26 protein-coding genes are annotated in these 14,108 nt (G+C 26.2%); 8 read left to right on the forward strand and 18 right to left on the reverse strand.

The window, feature by feature from the left end; translation table 11 throughout:
- Positions 1 to 41 precede the first annotated feature (41 nt).
- From GSH19_RS05015 to GSH19_RS05075, 13 genes are all read right to left on the reverse strand, one after another.
- The gene (locus GSH19_RS05015; RefSeq protein WP_237027010.1) at positions 42 to 458 is read right to left on the reverse strand and encodes a hypothetical protein; all 417 of its coding nucleotides are present in this window, start codon (positions 456 to 458) and stop codon (positions 42 to 44) included.
- A 123-nt stretch (positions 459 to 581) separates the two neighbouring features.
- Positions 582 to 776 carry a hypothetical protein gene (locus tag GSH19_RS05020; RefSeq protein ID WP_237027011.1) on the reverse strand — a complete coding sequence of 65 codons (195 nt, stop codon included), beginning with the start codon at positions 774 to 776 and terminating at the stop codon, positions 582 to 584.
- A gap of 235 nt (positions 777 to 1,011) precedes the next feature.
- Positions 1,012 to 1,623, reverse strand: a complete 612-nt coding sequence (locus tag GSH19_RS05025; RefSeq protein ID WP_237027012.1) for a hypothetical protein — start codon at positions 1,621 to 1,623, stop codon at positions 1,012 to 1,014.
- Between the two features lie 344 nt (positions 1,624 to 1,967).
- Entirely contained in the window at positions 1,968 to 2,429 is a 462-nt protein-coding gene (locus tag GSH19_RS05030) for a hypothetical protein (RefSeq protein WP_237027013.1), read from the reverse strand.
- Between the two features lie 289 nt (positions 2,430 to 2,718).
- Entirely contained in the window at positions 2,719 to 3,138 is a 420-nt protein-coding gene (locus GSH19_RS05035) for a hypothetical protein (RefSeq protein WP_237027014.1), read from the reverse strand.
- A 4-nt stretch (positions 3,139 to 3,142) separates the two neighbouring features.
- Positions 3,143 to 3,493, reverse strand: coding sequence for a hypothetical protein (locus GSH19_RS05040; protein ID WP_237027015.1), 351 nt, complete (start codon positions 3,491 to 3,493; stop codon positions 3,143 to 3,145).
- Between the two features lie 12 nt (positions 3,494 to 3,505).
- The gene (locus GSH19_RS05045) at positions 3,506 to 3,949 is read right to left on the reverse strand and encodes a RusA family crossover junction endodeoxyribonuclease (protein ID WP_237027016.1); all 444 of its coding nucleotides are present in this window, start codon (positions 3,947 to 3,949) and stop codon (positions 3,506 to 3,508) included.
- Positions 3,936 to 4,817: a DUF4373 domain-containing protein gene (locus tag GSH19_RS05050; protein ID WP_237027017.1), complete on the reverse strand. Its 882-nt coding sequence runs from the start codon at positions 4,815 to 4,817 to the stop codon at positions 3,936 to 3,938. The genes GSH19_RS05045 and GSH19_RS05050 overlap by 14 nt, the downstream gene beginning before the upstream one ends.
- Positions 4,818 to 4,892: 75 nt before the next feature.
- Positions 4,893 to 5,315 (reverse strand): single-stranded DNA-binding protein, encoded by a 423-nt coding sequence (gene ssb / locus GSH19_RS05055; protein WP_237027018.1) that lies wholly within the window; start codon positions 5,313 to 5,315, stop codon positions 4,893 to 4,895.
- 12 nt (positions 5,316 to 5,327) lie between these two features.
- Positions 5,328 to 6,080: a PD-(D/E)XK nuclease-like domain-containing protein gene (locus GSH19_RS05060; protein WP_237027019.1), complete on the reverse strand. Its 753-nt coding sequence runs from the start codon at positions 6,078 to 6,080 to the stop codon at positions 5,328 to 5,330.
- A gap of 34 nt (positions 6,081 to 6,114) precedes the next feature.
- A complete protein-coding gene (gene bet, locus GSH19_RS05065; protein ID WP_237027020.1) occupies positions 6,115 to 6,894 on the reverse strand; it encodes a phage recombination protein Bet in 780 nt (259 codons plus the stop codon).
- Positions 6,895 to 7,008: 114 nt separating this feature from the next.
- The gene (locus tag GSH19_RS05070) at positions 7,009 to 7,383 is read right to left on the reverse strand and encodes a hypothetical protein (RefSeq protein WP_237027021.1); all 375 of its coding nucleotides are present in this window, start codon (positions 7,381 to 7,383) and stop codon (positions 7,009 to 7,011) included.
- Between the two features lie 2 nt (positions 7,384 to 7,385).
- Positions 7,386 to 7,529, reverse strand: coding sequence for a hypothetical protein (locus GSH19_RS05075; RefSeq protein WP_237027022.1), 144 nt, complete (start codon positions 7,527 to 7,529; stop codon positions 7,386 to 7,388).
- Positions 7,530 to 7,579: 50 nt separating this feature from the next.
- On the opposite strand from GSH19_RS05075, the gene GSH19_RS05080 reads away from it, so the two are divergent.
- Complete coding sequence (locus GSH19_RS05080; RefSeq protein WP_255700259.1) at positions 7,580 to 7,969, forward strand: DUF2513 domain-containing protein; 390 nt, start codon at positions 7,580 to 7,582, stop codon at positions 7,967 to 7,969.
- Between the two features lies 1 nt (position 7,970).
- Positions 7,971 to 8,306 carry a hypothetical protein gene (locus GSH19_RS05085; protein WP_237027024.1) on the forward strand — a complete coding sequence of 112 codons (336 nt, stop codon included), beginning with the start codon at positions 7,971 to 7,973 and terminating at the stop codon, positions 8,304 to 8,306.
- On the opposite strand, the gene GSH19_RS05090 is transcribed toward GSH19_RS05085, so the two are convergent.
- From GSH19_RS05090 to GSH19_RS05100, 3 genes are read right to left on the reverse strand one after another with little or no spacing between them, the layout of a single operon-like run.
- Entirely contained in the window at positions 8,286 to 8,435 is a 150-nt protein-coding gene (locus tag GSH19_RS05090) for a hypothetical protein (RefSeq protein WP_237027025.1), read from the reverse strand. The genes GSH19_RS05085 and GSH19_RS05090 overlap by 21 nt on opposite strands.
- Positions 8,436 to 8,438: 3 nt before the next feature.
- On the reverse strand, positions 8,439 to 8,588 hold the full coding sequence (locus GSH19_RS05095; RefSeq protein WP_237027026.1) for a hypothetical protein: 150 nt from the start codon (positions 8,586 to 8,588) through the stop codon (positions 8,439 to 8,441).
- A 19-nt stretch (positions 8,589 to 8,607) separates the two neighbouring features.
- A complete protein-coding gene (locus GSH19_RS05100; protein WP_237027027.1) occupies positions 8,608 to 8,865 on the reverse strand; it encodes a helix-turn-helix domain-containing protein in 258 nt (85 codons plus the stop codon).
- Positions 8,866 to 9,002: 137 nt separating this feature from the next.
- Between GSH19_RS05100 and GSH19_RS05105 the strand changes: the two genes are divergently transcribed.
- Genes GSH19_RS05105 through GSH19_RS05115 form a run of 3 tightly spaced genes read left to right on the forward strand, consistent with a single transcriptional unit; the run spans position 9,003 to position 10,847 of the window.
- Positions 9,003 to 9,434 (forward strand): helix-turn-helix domain-containing protein, encoded by a 432-nt coding sequence (locus GSH19_RS05105; RefSeq protein WP_237027028.1) that lies wholly within the window; start codon positions 9,003 to 9,005, stop codon positions 9,432 to 9,434.
- Positions 9,427 to 9,846: an ImmA/IrrE family metallo-endopeptidase gene (locus GSH19_RS05110; RefSeq protein WP_237027029.1), complete on the forward strand. Its 420-nt coding sequence runs from the start codon at positions 9,427 to 9,429 to the stop codon at positions 9,844 to 9,846. Before GSH19_RS05105 ends, GSH19_RS05110 begins: the two co-directional genes overlap by 8 nt.
- A gap of 47 nt (positions 9,847 to 9,893) precedes the next feature.
- Entirely contained in the window at positions 9,894 to 10,847 is a 954-nt protein-coding gene (locus tag GSH19_RS05115; protein ID WP_237027030.1) for a hypothetical protein, read from the forward strand.
- On the opposite strand, the gene GSH19_RS05120 is transcribed toward GSH19_RS05115, so the two are convergent.
- Complete coding sequence (locus tag GSH19_RS05120; protein ID WP_237027031.1) at positions 10,816 to 11,016, reverse strand: hypothetical protein; 201 nt, start codon at positions 11,014 to 11,016, stop codon at positions 10,816 to 10,818. The two genes, GSH19_RS05115 and GSH19_RS05120, sit on opposite strands and share 32 nt — an antisense overlap.
- Before the next feature lie 192 nt (positions 11,017 to 11,208).
- Between GSH19_RS05120 and GSH19_RS05125 the strand changes: the two genes are divergently transcribed.
- From GSH19_RS05125 to GSH19_RS05135, 3 genes are all read left to right on the forward strand, one after another.
- Positions 11,209 to 11,817, forward strand: a complete 609-nt coding sequence (locus tag GSH19_RS05125) for a DUF3862 domain-containing protein (protein WP_237027032.1) — start codon at positions 11,209 to 11,211, stop codon at positions 11,815 to 11,817.
- A gap of 22 nt (positions 11,818 to 11,839) precedes the next feature.
- Entirely contained in the window at positions 11,840 to 12,058 is a 219-nt protein-coding gene (locus tag GSH19_RS05130) for a DUF6440 family protein (protein ID WP_237027033.1), read from the forward strand.
- Between the two features lie 446 nt (positions 12,059 to 12,504).
- On the forward strand, positions 12,505 to 13,326 hold the full coding sequence (locus tag GSH19_RS05135; RefSeq protein WP_237027034.1) for a hypothetical protein: 822 nt from the start codon (positions 12,505 to 12,507) through the stop codon (positions 13,324 to 13,326).
- Positions 13,327 to 13,440: 114 nt separating this feature from the next.
- Here the strand turns inward: GSH19_RS05135 and GSH19_RS05140 are convergent, their stop codons facing one another.
- Positions 13,441 to 13,851: a hypothetical protein gene (locus GSH19_RS05140; RefSeq protein WP_237027035.1), complete on the reverse strand. Its 411-nt coding sequence runs from the start codon at positions 13,849 to 13,851 to the stop codon at positions 13,441 to 13,443.
- Positions 13,852 to 14,108: the final 257 nt, after the last annotated feature.

Below are 14,108 nucleotides of genomic sequence, written 5' to 3' on the forward strand. Positions count from 1 at the left end.
AAAAAAGAGCAACCGATTGGCTACTCTCGTTTATTTAATTTTTATTTGGCTAATTTAAACCAGTTATTTTTACTGTTGTTAACATTATAAATTACTTTGTTAGTAGTTTTATATTTGCCACCTTTTAGAACCCATGGGAATGAAACATCAGCCATTTTTCTCATTTTATTTGAAACATAAACTTTCGTACCTTTTTTGATTGTTCCAATTTTTACTGATTTAGATTTATATGCTGGATCAGCTAATGTATATTTATAAACTGGAGTATTTTTAGTTACTTGAACTTTACTATATTTGTTCCAATATTTTGATGATGCACTTGGTAAAGAAGTTTTTGTTGAATGAGTTACAGCTTTTGTACTAGCATTAACATTACTATTCACTAAACCTAATCCACCTGCGAATAATGCGGTGCTTAAACCTATTAACATTAAACGATTAATTTTTAAACTTTTCATAATATTATACCTCCATTAATATATAAGTAATGTTACAGTAACTTTTGTAACATTAACGTAACTTAAATATATATATTAAGATTATTATAGTCAATGATTTTATACTTTATTTAAATTATAAAATTAATCTTTGTCTAGCTTATCTTTTGCTTTATCCTTAACGTCTTTAGCCTTACTTGAAGCATTATCAATAGCTTCATCAGCTTTATCTGAATTAGTAAATGAATCTTTTGCCTTTTGTGCTGCATCCTTAGTTTTATCTGTAAAATCACTTACTGCATCTTTTGCTTTATCCATAAAACTTTTATCTTCACTCATAGTAAAACCTCCTATTATTTTATAATTACACGTTAATTTTAACTCTATAATAATTTTTAATATAGTAATTAGACTCCAAACAAAAAGAGCAGCTAGATTTTAGCTACTCTTTATTTATTAGAAATTTATAACTTTTTATTAATATAAACCATTATTAATATTGAAATTATACCAAATACTATAATAAATATTCCCGCAAGTATTATATCTGATGGTGTTATAAATTTCATAATATTTACTCCTTAATTTGTACTTTTATTTCTTTATCAATTTCTTTTATATAATGTTTATAGTAAGCTTCAAATTCATTATAATCGTTAAACTTTGATTTCATTAAAGTTAATGCGCTAGTTTTGTACCCAGTTAAATCAAATTTTAAACTTGATATTATACTAACAATAAATACTGATTGTTTTATTTCTTTATGAGTAATACCATCTAATAAAATTTCATTATCTAAATCTTTATCTTTTGAAGTTTTGAAAATATAATTTTGATATAGCGCTAACAATGCAGTTGTTTTATCAGAACCATAAATTAAAGTATCATGAATTAATTCTTTTACATCAATATTTTTGTTCTCGTCCATATGAGTAAAAGCTCTCATCCACTGATCAAAAATCTTGAATTGATTTTCCCCATTTAGTTCTCTAAAATAAGATTCTATTTGTATTTGCCTGCTATTTTTCATTTCATGATTATTTATACTTTTCTTTTGTAACATAGTAATAAATATATATAAAATGAATAATATTGCAATTACTAAAAATATAATAATTAGAGTTGATAGACCTATCGATTTATAATTTTTAGCTAAATATTCCAATGTACTTGCTGCTGTATCCAAAATAAGAAAGCTCCTTTTTTTAAATATAGATTAATTATAAAATATATTACCTTAAAGAGAAACTTTATTAAATATTTACTAAGAATAAAATTTGACTTATTTAACACTTAGTGATTGTGAAAATAAAAAGCCGTCTAACTCGTTGATATAACTAAGTTCAAACGACTTTATTATTCTACTTGACATAATACACATTAAACGAAGTTAACCCACAAACATTGATTTAACAAATGGAACAACTATTCACAATTTGTCAAACCAAAATTTCACTAAGACTTTGTGAAATATCGACTTTGTGAACGATTTAGCAAGTAGATTTTAGTAGTTAAATTATTAAAAAAATATTAAGAAAAGTCTTCCCACTCATTTTTATTTTTTCTATTAATTATTTCTCTATATAAAACAGCATCTCTTTTTCGATTAAGAAAATTGAAATACATCTTCAAAATAATGCCTAATACTATTAAAATTATGCCAGAAAAAATCATTATCCATACTTCTTCAGAATACTTTTTTTCTAATTCAGTTAAAGACTGTTCACTATATTTAAAGTGAATAGAAAGATTAGAAACAGAACTAAATAAAATTCCACCGAAACTCGTTATAACTGTAACTAATAAAAGTCCCCATCCTACAATTGAGTTAATTATATTTCCTTTACTTAAAAAATCTCTCAAAGCCTGAATATCTTCGTTTTCTTTATTTTTCAAATGATATTCTAAACAAAATTTAATTGGAATAAACCAACATATAAACCTATATAAATAATTAACTGTACTTTTAAAATCTTTACTAGAAAAATACATTATGATAATAAATACAACTATTGCAACAAAAGATATAATAACTAGCACTCCTTATAAATTATTTCATTTACTATTATACAGAGTTCTTTCTTTTGCGAACTATCGATTTTTTATTAATATATAATTTGTTTCCTTTTGTAAAAATAAAAAAGCAACTTCCCAATCAGAAAGCTACTCTCGCTTGAATTTGAAAGAAATTAACCTTTATCAGAAAATCTCTATATTAGCATAATAACACGTTTTTTAAGGGTATTTTTAAGCGATTTTTCACTTTATTTTCAACCTTTTTTCAACCTAAATTTAAATACTTTTGAGCTAGGTCTATAAATTGATTTCTTTTCTTGTAAATCGTTGTATGAGTCAAATGTAATTCACTTTCTAAGTCATAAATTGACTTGGATTTTTTATTTAGTAACAAATCATTTACGATTTTAAAAGTTAAATCATCAATATTGTTTAATAACCTATCAATTGTTTTCTTATGAAATTCTAACTTTTTAATTGCTGGGTCATTGCTAACCGAAATTGCTTGTCTAGCAACAACCTCGGTATTACCAAAATCAGACTTACCTCCACCCACATTTTCGTCTTTATCAAATTTATAAGGATACATAATTTCTAATCTTCTTTGCTCAATTAAAATATCAATATTTTTGTGTTCTTCGATAATTTTTAAAACTGCTCTACGCTTTCTATCGATATGATCCACCTCCTTAATATTTTAAAATCCGACCATACAGTGTTAATCCATCAAAATGATTAACCGCATATTGTAACTTATAATAATTTAATGCAGCTGACTTATAATCTTCAAAATGTACTCGCATTTTCAAAGATAAATCTCTATAACTCGAAGCTTTTAAAATTGTGTTACCTTCAAAATCAACTAACCGATATGCTGACTTTGTATATAATTCTGCCTTAGTTTCATAATTCATTAATTCACGGATTTCTTTTAATTCATGATCTGGTAATAAATTAATTGTTGGAACATTATATTTACGTTGTTTTTTATGAATTAATTCTAATCCTCGATAATATTCTTTCGTTGCTATATTAATCACTTCCTAACTTATTTAATCTCTTTCTTTATCAATTTCAGTTACATAAATCTCAAATCGCTCGCCTTTGCTATCTGCAAAACGTTTCTTAATTGCTATATCAGTGATTTGATTATCATCTTGCCAAAATACTCCTGTGAGTGCGTCAGAGATACTTTTGTAGTAATTGTCCGTATCTGGCTTTTTCGTTGGCAAAATACAGTTCATCTGCTTTAATTCCGTTCTCTTTTTAGATTCTGATTGCTGCACTTTACGATAGATTACTAATTCAACTTTTAATGGATTTTCAGACAATGGTTTGCCTTTATATTCAGCCATGGCTTGATATTTAACGCTGCTTTTAAAATTTCTAGAATTTACTGGATCATATGCAAAGCCGTTCTTGTTAAACCTAGGTCGACCTTGAGGTACAACTTTGCCAAAATAAGTAAATGAAATTGATTGGTTAGTCATCTGCATTAGCTCGTCTCCTTGCTAGTTGTTCTTCCAACTTACTCATATCGACTTCTTTTTTAGGCTGCTTAGGTGATCCGTAATTATCGTTATTAATCCACTCAGGAACTGATTCTCTAACGTTGCCGTTAGGCTGCATGTCTAGTTCATCTTCCCAACTTCTTTGATTAAAGTAAGTCGAGCCTTGCTTAATATACTGACTTTCAGTGTTTTTGATTTTTAGATGTTTAATATAGTTTTGAATACCGTTTTGAATCTCTTTATTAGTCACACCATCATTGATTGCTTTAGTATAAGCACGGAGTGCGATAGTCTTACCCTGCTTTTTTGGATATAACTGCCATAACTTTTCAAAATCTTCTTGTACTTGTTTATTATCTTTAATTTTATTTACTTTACTTTTATTTACTTTACTTTGTGTATTAATGTCTACATTAACTTCACTTTTTTCTTTTTTAATAGAGTTATTGTCTACATTAACTACATTAGATTGATTATCTAACCAATATTCTGTTGGTATTTCACTTTTACGTCTTTTAGTTGCATCTAAAAAGGTGTCTTGGATTCTTTGGCTCGTTAATACCTTAGCCGAATTGAACAGTTCTTCATTAAAAGTTCCATAAGCAATCAAGCGGTTAACGATTTGATTAGTTAATTCCGGATTTAATCCATCAATCCGATTAGCTAACTGCATTTGTTTTAACTTATCCCACTTTAAGAAGTATCCATTTTTGTAAACCGCAGAAAGCAGGTAAGCCATAAACAAAACACCTTTTGCTCCAAATTCGCCCATTATAGCTTCAGTTTTTTCGTTAGTTGAAAAGTCAACATCTAAAGGAAAATAATCTAAACCTAACTTAATAGGTCTGGCCATAATAATTCCTCCATTTATTTACTATCAGGCTTCTCACCCTATCTGAGTAATTAGGTTACTGTCCTTTTAGTTCATTTAAAATGGTAAGTCATCATCTTGGATATCTACTTGATCATTACTTTTTCCAAATGAATTGCTTGTATGATTATTATTGTTTGCTTGATTATTTTCGTTATTGTTGCGTGATTCTAATAAAGTAAAGTTTTCAATTACTACTTCTGTGACATAAACTTTTTGCCCTTGTTTATTATCATAATTTCTAGTTTGTAATCGACCTTCAACGCCGATTAAACTACCTTTATTAGTAAATTGATTCAAGTTTTCCGCAGCTTTACGCCAAATTACACAATTGACGAAGTCTGCTTCACGATTTCCATCTTGATTAGTAAAACGACGATTGACTGCTAATCTTAAATTGCCAACTGCAGCGCCACTCTGTGAGTACCTTAAGTCGACATTTTCGACTAATCTTCCGGTTACGACAACTGTATTAATCATTTAAAATCTCCTTTAATAAATTTGAATATCCATAATTGAAGTAATCTCTTTCAACTCTTTTGTTGAGCGACAATAATCGCATTTTTCACATCTTTTCGGTTTTTCTTCGCCATTAATGACATTGGCGATGTGATCTTGATTCATTTCTAAGCTTTCTAATTCACTGTCTAAGATTGATTGTGGAATTGAAAAAATGGCTTTATCTGGTATATCTTGTTTTGATACTGCAATAATGAATGGTTGGCAAACCTTACCAAATGTTTGTTTAATTAACTCTTGGTAAATAGCCATTTGTAGGATATATCCACCATGAACAGCAAAAGTTTCATATTGATGTTGTGATTCATTCCAATATTTGCCGTGAATATCAGCAACGGTTTTCAAATCTAAGAAAATGCCACGGTCCAAATTTAAACAGTCAATTTTGCCTTTCCAATTAATGCCTTCGATTTCTCCAGTAACGATTACTTCTTTTTCGCCTTGATAGACTTTATTAAATGAATCTTCATTTGCCAAAGAGTTAATCATACGGTCAGCTACTTTAAAGTCTGATTTAATCCCTTTTTCTTTATTTCCATATTTGTAAATTTCTTTTTGATGTTCTTCTAAGAATTGATCATGTGATTCTTCACTTTCAAAATAAGAATGAAGATAATTACCAACTAACAATGGAATTTGACTACGTTGTTCTTCAAATTCTCCGTTTAGCTTAGCAAGTGCTTTTGCCTCACACTTTTTAAAATCAAAGTAGACTGATTTAGACAAGAATTTAAAGCTAGCTTCATTTGAGTAATAATTATCATTCGTTAGGTTCAGTGCCGACTCCTTTAAAGAGTTCTTGTTGTTCTTCTTCACTGATTCCTTCATTTGAACTGACATCTTTTACCCCATATTCTTTCTTATCTGATTTAGAATCTTTTGCTTTAGGTTCTTCTTTTTTATCGCCATCATCAGAAATTAAATTGTCGATTGTTACTGGTTCTTCTATTTTTTCTTCAGCATTTACCATGCGTTTAGTATCGTTTAAATCTTTGTCATCTTCGGTATAAAGACTTCCTAGATTTTCTGGAAATGCTTCGCGCAGTGCATTTACTAAAGCAGTCTTTCTTATCATATTCATTGGCATTGATTTCCACGTGGATTGATTCTTGCCAAATTCTTCCATTGAGATTTCAACTTCAACTTTTTCGTTGCGATCATCTCTTTCAACCGTTGCCCAGCCACCTAATAAAGTATCAGTTGGCAATTTAATTGCTCCATTTAGCTTTTTAAGTTCATCACCACGTTGAACAATAATTCCAGCTTTATTCCCTTTGTAGTGTGGATTAGCATCAGCACGTTTCATAAATGCTTCTTTAGAAGTAATTATTTGAGCAGGACTATTACCAAATTTGATTAAATATGCTTCATTTAAAAACGGATTTAACTTTTGAAACTTACATAGTTGCATGAACATAACAACCTCTTGATCAGTAACATTACCGTTTCCATTTACTAAATATTTTTTTACCATTGTGGGACTTAATTTTACGTCTTCGTCTTGTACTCTATAAATTACTTCTTGTTTTTGCTCCGTCATTATTGTTTGCCTCCATTTTTTAATGTATAATTAATCTCATAAAGATAATTTATTAATAATTTGTTATTTTCTAGGTCAACGGAATGGGCTTTCTGTTGGCCTTTTTTTATGCTTTTAAACATATTTCCAAATTCCCTTTTTGATTAAAGTATTTTTCATTCTGCGATTGTTATAATCGTCTTGTTTCTTTTGTTCATCTTGTTTCAACAAAGTGTCGTAATATTCGTCATATCGGACAATTACATAATCAAATGCTTCATCAAACATTTTTCCTAATTCAGCTTTAGTTAAAAAGTGAAGCTCCTGTTTACTTAATTCTGTTGCTTTTTCTTCAATCATGTAATCGATCAAGCTATCGTCATCTTCAGCAAACACTAAATCATTAGCTGTTTTATATCCGATAGCGTAATAGAAACAATTATCTGCAATAGGTCTATCTTTATAATCTTTTCTTAATCCGTCTTCTAGGAACATAGTTGATATTTGCATAATTAAACTCCTTTTTTATTTATATTTAATATTCTTATTACTCCATCTAATCCTTTATCAGATAAGCGTTTGATATCACTTTCTTCACGATTTTTCATTTGACTTAATACATATTCTTCTTTTTCTTCTCTATTAATATTTACCAACTCCTTTTTGTTATAATTTATTCAAATCCAATTAAAGGAAGTGAATTTAAATGCGCTTAAATCATGATTGTGTTAGAGATTGTATGCTTTACATTGAAAGTAATTTAGAGATAAATGAGAGCATAAATCCATCAGAGGTTGTTTCTAAATTAGATTATTCCGAAAAAGATATATTTTATTCATTAAACCAATTAACAAAAATGAAATATATCGATAGTGGAGTGAAATTTAATTATGATGTAAAAGGAACATTAGTGAACATTAGTACATCAAACATCACAGACATTAATCCTATTGGTCATGAATTTTTAGACAATGTTCGTGATAATAGTACATGGAACAAAATAAAAACATATGCTAAGAAAAGTGCCAGTAGTGTTTCTTTAAGCACTTTATCTACTGCAGCAGGTACTGTAACAAAAAATCTACTAGGTTTATAAAATGAAAGTTGGTGAACTTATGAAAAATGAATTTGATGATTTAGCTGCAGATTTAAAGAAAAAGCAACAAGAATTAAGCGATTTTGCTGAAAATACTACAGAATTAAATCATTCTGAAATATTTCCTGAAAAGTTTATGAAAGAACACACTAATTTTTCTGATGTTTATGATTTTTTTGAAAATGGTGGCTTTTCAAAAAATGAATATTTTGCTTATGAAAACAAAGAATTAGACGATTATGTTGCAAAAAATAGTGATTTTCAAAACTATCAAGAAATGCTTGAAACTGGGACAGATATTTTTATGGAAAAGAAATTATCTGATATCGGTTTCTAATTCAAATTCAACATTGTTAATTTTATTGATAGTGCTCTTTAATTGTTCATACTGTTGATTAGCAGTATCGAGCAATTTTTTTATTTCATCTTCGTTTTTTATATTTATAACAATTTGTTTCGATACCACTATCTACACCTCCTTTAAATAAATCTTATCTGCCAATTGTTGCTTATGATTGTCTAAACAAATATATAAACTAGTTAGCAAACTTAAATCTTCAAGTGGTGTGTTAGTAATTCTTTCTTCTAAATTTTTAATTCTGTTATTTAATATTTCCATTGTTATAAACTCCTTTTAATTACTGTTTATATAGCACTTCAGTTTCACTATTTGTGAACACACCTATCAAAAAAATATCATTCATGTTCACTTTTAATGCATCAGAAATTCTTTTAGCCATTTGAGGAGTTATTGAAACTCTATTATTTATAATTCTTGATAAGTAAGTATATGAAATATTCAGTTTCATTGAAAAGCCTTTTATACTGTAGCCTTTTTTAGCAATTAATAATCTTATTTCTTCACCTTTAGGATTTGCTTTAAATTTAGATAACAAAATAATTCCTCCTTTCGACTTAATTAAGTATAACACTTGTTTAACTATTTGCAAACACTTTTTATTTAAATGTTTAACTATTTGTGTATTTATGTTTAACTTAAAGTTACAATAATATTGATATAGGAGTGTTTGCAATGGAAAATAATTTTAAAAATGAAAATTTGAATTTTGGACCTCAATTAAAGGAAATTAGAAACAAACAAGGATTTTCAGTAAGACAAGTATCTCTACAATCTGATTTATCTGCATCTTACTGGTCTCAAGTAGAGAATAAAAAAAGGGAAATTCCAACAGCAAAAACATTAGCAAAAATGGCAAAAGGTTTGAGAGTAAATGAAAATGAAATATTCGAACTAGCGGGTTTAAGAAATGAAGATGAAACACCTGAATGGGCTACATCACACGACAAACTAGAATTAGATAAATTTTTAGAATCAAATGGAGATATGTCTTACAGAGGCGTTGATTTAAATCAAGACCAAAAAGAACGTGTTGATCAAATACTTAAACAAGTCTTTTGGGAAGAATTAGAAAAAGAAAAAAAGAAGGATAACAACAATGAATGACTTAGAAAAGAAAATTTTATTTTTGGGACATAGATATAAAACTTTTAATCCATTCACTATTGCTGAAAAATTAAATATTGATGTTCAATTCCGTCCTTTTAAAGAAGAACCTAAAGGAAATACAATAAACTTCTTAGGTCGCCCTATTATATTAATTAGTGATGAAATAAAAGATTCCAACGAAAGATATTTTGTTTGTGCTCATGAATTAGGACACGCATTAGAACACGTTGAAATTCAAGCATTCTACATATATAGCAGTAAAAATAAAATGGGAATTGAATATGAAGCTAATAATTTTGCTAAAAAATTACTTCAAAATTTTTATGTAGAAGAATATGGTGATTTACCTAAGACTTATAATGAATTAGTTACAAGTTTGGGATTTCCAGAAAATAATAAATTATATTAAAAATAAAAAGCTTAGCAATTATGCTAAGTTTTATAAGGAGAATTTTTATGGATTCAAAAAATATAACAGATTTTGAAAATATAACTGAACAAGAAAAAAATGATATTTTAACAGAAATGAAGCAAAATTATATTAAAAATATAAAATATATAGGATCTGACGATAAAACAATGTTTTCTTGGAGTTCTACAAAAAAATTAAAATTTTATATTATCTTAGTTAATAATAATTTAAACTTACATCTTAATAACTTAATTATATTTGCAGAAGAAAATTATAAAGATGATTTAGTTTTACTAAATAGGCTAAAAGAAACATCAATATATGATTTTGAAAGAGTTAATGAATTTCAAGAAAAAGAAAAGATAAATCAGTTAATAGAATTTGGATTTGTTTCTAAAGATATTAAACCCATTAAAAATTCTTATTTTTCTATTCATTATGATAAAACTAATTTTACATTTGCATTAAAACGATTCATAGAAATCTTTTCAAAAAAAGAATTTGAAAATAGCAATAATAAATTACAACAAAAAAGTGATTTTAAATTTGATTATAATCCAAGCCAGTATTTTATAAATAGATTTGAAATATATAAAATAATAGATGGAGTAAACGATTTACAATTCAGTGAAGAAATGAACCAATGTTTATTTGCATATAAAAATGAATGTTACTATTTGACTGCAGCTGGATTAGGTGGAGTTGTCGAACATATTATGGATATAATAATTAGAAATTACGGCGGTGATGCTCTGGAAAAATTAAATAAAAATCCAACTGCTAGTGATTATAAAAATGCATTTAGAAGAGATCCTATTAACATAGATAAAAAACAAGAAACTAGAATTGATATTATTTTTAGAGTAAGAAATTCTATATCTCACTATAGTACAGGATACTCAAATAAGGCATTAGTCGATATAATGCTAGATGGAATTTTACATTTGTATAACGAATTTTATTTACCTAGCTTATCTTATCTAAAATCGAATCGATAGATTTTTGATTATCAATATCAACTGAATCGTATACAGTCTTTCCATTAATAACATCATAATATTGATCATTATCATCTTTTAATACATCAGGTCCATATTCATAAACATAATTTTCTATAATACTTTTTATAAATTTAGTTTCATTGTCACTTAAATTAACTATTTTCATTTAAATATACCTTCTAACTATATTTTTTAATATGATTCTATCATATAAATACAAAACTTTATAAATTCAAAAATGATATTGATAAAAGTCACCTAAATAGTGGCTTTTTATTATGTTTAAGAAAATATTAAGATATAGTATAATTTTAAGTGTTGGTTTTAAGCCAAAATACATATTTTTAGGAGAATACATATGAAAAAAATTCTACTACTATCTACAACATTATTGATTGGATTATCATTAACTGCTTGTGGTAGTGAAGATAACTCAAGCTCAAGTAAAAATTCTAGTAACAAAAATCAAGCTGCAAAGAAAAAAGATACTGGTATTATTTCTTTAGCTAAATATAAAAAAATTGAAATTGGCTCAGGTATGGATAAAAGTGGTTCAACTGCAAAAGCAATTAAGTCTATATTAGGTAAACCAAATTCTACAACAACTTCAGAAGAAAATGGTCAAAAAAATAAAACATATACCTTTAATAACTTAAAAAATTCTTTTAAGGCTAATTCGGTAACTGTTACATTAACTAATGGTCATGCAAATGCAAAAGGTTATACAAATCTATCACTAGATAAAATTAAACCTTTAAATTCATCTAAAGTTAAATCTATAAAAAAAGGTGCTAGCTATGACAGCATTGTATCTAAACTAGGTCAACCATCAGCAGAAACTGAAGCAGGCTCTGGAATGGTTGCTATGAAAATATTAATGTATGTAACAAGCAAAGATGGAGAATCTACTTCATTCACTCTTATGAGCAATCAGCTTACTACTAAAACTAAAACTAAACTAAATTAATCATATATTTTAGGAGAATTTTATGAAGAAAAGCAAAGACAAAAGATTTATTCAAATAAGAAAAGAAAAAATAAATACCTGGTCCGAAATTTTAATCATAGTAGATAAAGAAACTGGTGTTGAATATAGTTTCTCAAGTACTGGATTTTCAAACCAATTAATTCCAGTTTTAGATAGAAATGGCTTACCAAAAATAAATAAAGAATATGATCCAGAAAAAGAAAAAATCTCTACTGATTAATTTCAGTAGATTTTTTAATTTTATTTTTTAAATAATAAAAAATCCTACATTGAAACAAAAAATTTATAAATATACAGATTAGGAAAAATATTATGACAAACATTTTAGAATTTATAGAAAAAAATTGGTCTTGGACCATTCCTTCAATAATTGGTTCTATATTTATATTTATAACAAAATATAAATATGAAGCAAAAAAATTATCAAATGGAAGGATAAATTTAATAGATTACAAACAAACTTTTGGAGCTAAATTATTAATGGATATAGGATTTTTTTTAGATATAATACTATTAATAATATACGGATTCATTTTTTCACTGTTTATACAATTTATTTTAGATAAAATTATTATGAGTTATTTTCATTTTAATAGTACTCTTCTACATCCTATTGCTTTTTTCGTGTTTTCTTATAGTTTTTCATTATTTTTTATTATTATTACTATGTATTATGGATATTTAATAGATACTACTTACTACTACGTAAATAATGAAGAAAAATGGAATTTAGTATTAACATCTAAAGATAACTATTTTTTTGAAAAAGATGATTCTAAAACAAGTAAAACTTCTAAACAAGAATCTTCTAAACAAGAATCTTCTAAACAAGAATCTTCTAAATCAAATATTTTTAGCTTTTTTAAAAGAGAAGAACCTTATATTAATGATGTACAAGTCTTCACAAAAGATAATGAAACTAAGAATATTCTTTCTTACAAAAGTTCTAGTGATATTATAACTAATAAAAATCCTTTTTTAACTTCTTTAGCTATCTTAGTTATATTATCTTCCTTAATATTCAGCGTATACAATGTTATTAATTATAAAAATCAAAATAATAAATCTTTATATACAAGAATTAATAAGAAAAATTACAAGAAAACATTAACACTAGTTAATAAAGACGGAAAAGTGAAATTAAAAAGTTTTAAAATTTATAAAAATAAATATAATGAAATCGAACATATTTTAAATGAAACACCAAATAAAGATAATTATTTTAAATTTATGAAAATTAAAAATAAAAATAAAGTGGGAAAAGATAATAAAAAATATAGTTATACTGCATGGCAAATAAATGAAGACAAAATTCCATCAACAGTTAAAAAATATTATAAATCTAAAGAGAAAAATAAAAAGAAAATACTAAAAACAAATTCTAAGCATAAATACAATACTAATAATAAATTAAATAAAGATGTAGATGACTTAATTAATGCTATAAATAAAGATATTAATAAAGATATTAATAAATACATTTATTAATCTGAAATTAAAAACAAAGCTGATAAACATTTAGTTTACGTTATGGATCATACTAAAGCTCAAAAGAAGAAAAAATAAAAGACTTACTGTTAATTCAGTAAGTCTTTTTATTACTTATTTTAAAATAGCAGCTATTATTGTAGCACTAGCACTAATAGTACATGTAACTAAAGCTCCAAAAAATGGCCAAATTAACGATCTATTGTGCTTTAAAAAACTAGATAATTTTTTGACAAATTTTATAATTAATGAATTTATAGGAGTTATACAAAAGAATAAAATAATAAATGACCAACCAGATGGAATATTTACCTTTCCATCTATAGCAAAAGATTTTGTTAATATTATTAATATTGATATCTCTTTAAAATAAAATTGCAATACCATAATTAATATTAATGTCGTCCAACCAGCCTTTAAGAAAAAAGGCTTAAATTCTCTTTCTCTGATAAGTGAATCAAAAACAAATATATAAGAAGGAAAAAATAAACATATTATAACTAAAAAGATTGATTGCCCAGACATAGTATTAATAGAGTTTAAAATAGATATACTATATTTTGCGCTAAAACTACTACTAAAAAGATTAGGAAAAATACACAAAAACATAAAGTTTAATACATATAATGGTATTGACATCAACATTGCTTTGGACCATCTCAACAAAATGTTATTTTTATCATTAATATATGAACATTTTAAGAAAAAAGCATAAACCCATAATATCAATTCTTTCTTTATATTTTTTATTATGTTTTTACTTTCTAATTTTTTATCTTCTA

The sequence above is a fragment of the Lactobacillus sp. S2-2 genome (genome assembly GCF_021698855.1).
In the GTDB taxonomy this organism is placed as follows: domain Bacteria; phylum Bacillota; class Bacilli; order Lactobacillales; family Lactobacillaceae; genus Fructilactobacillus.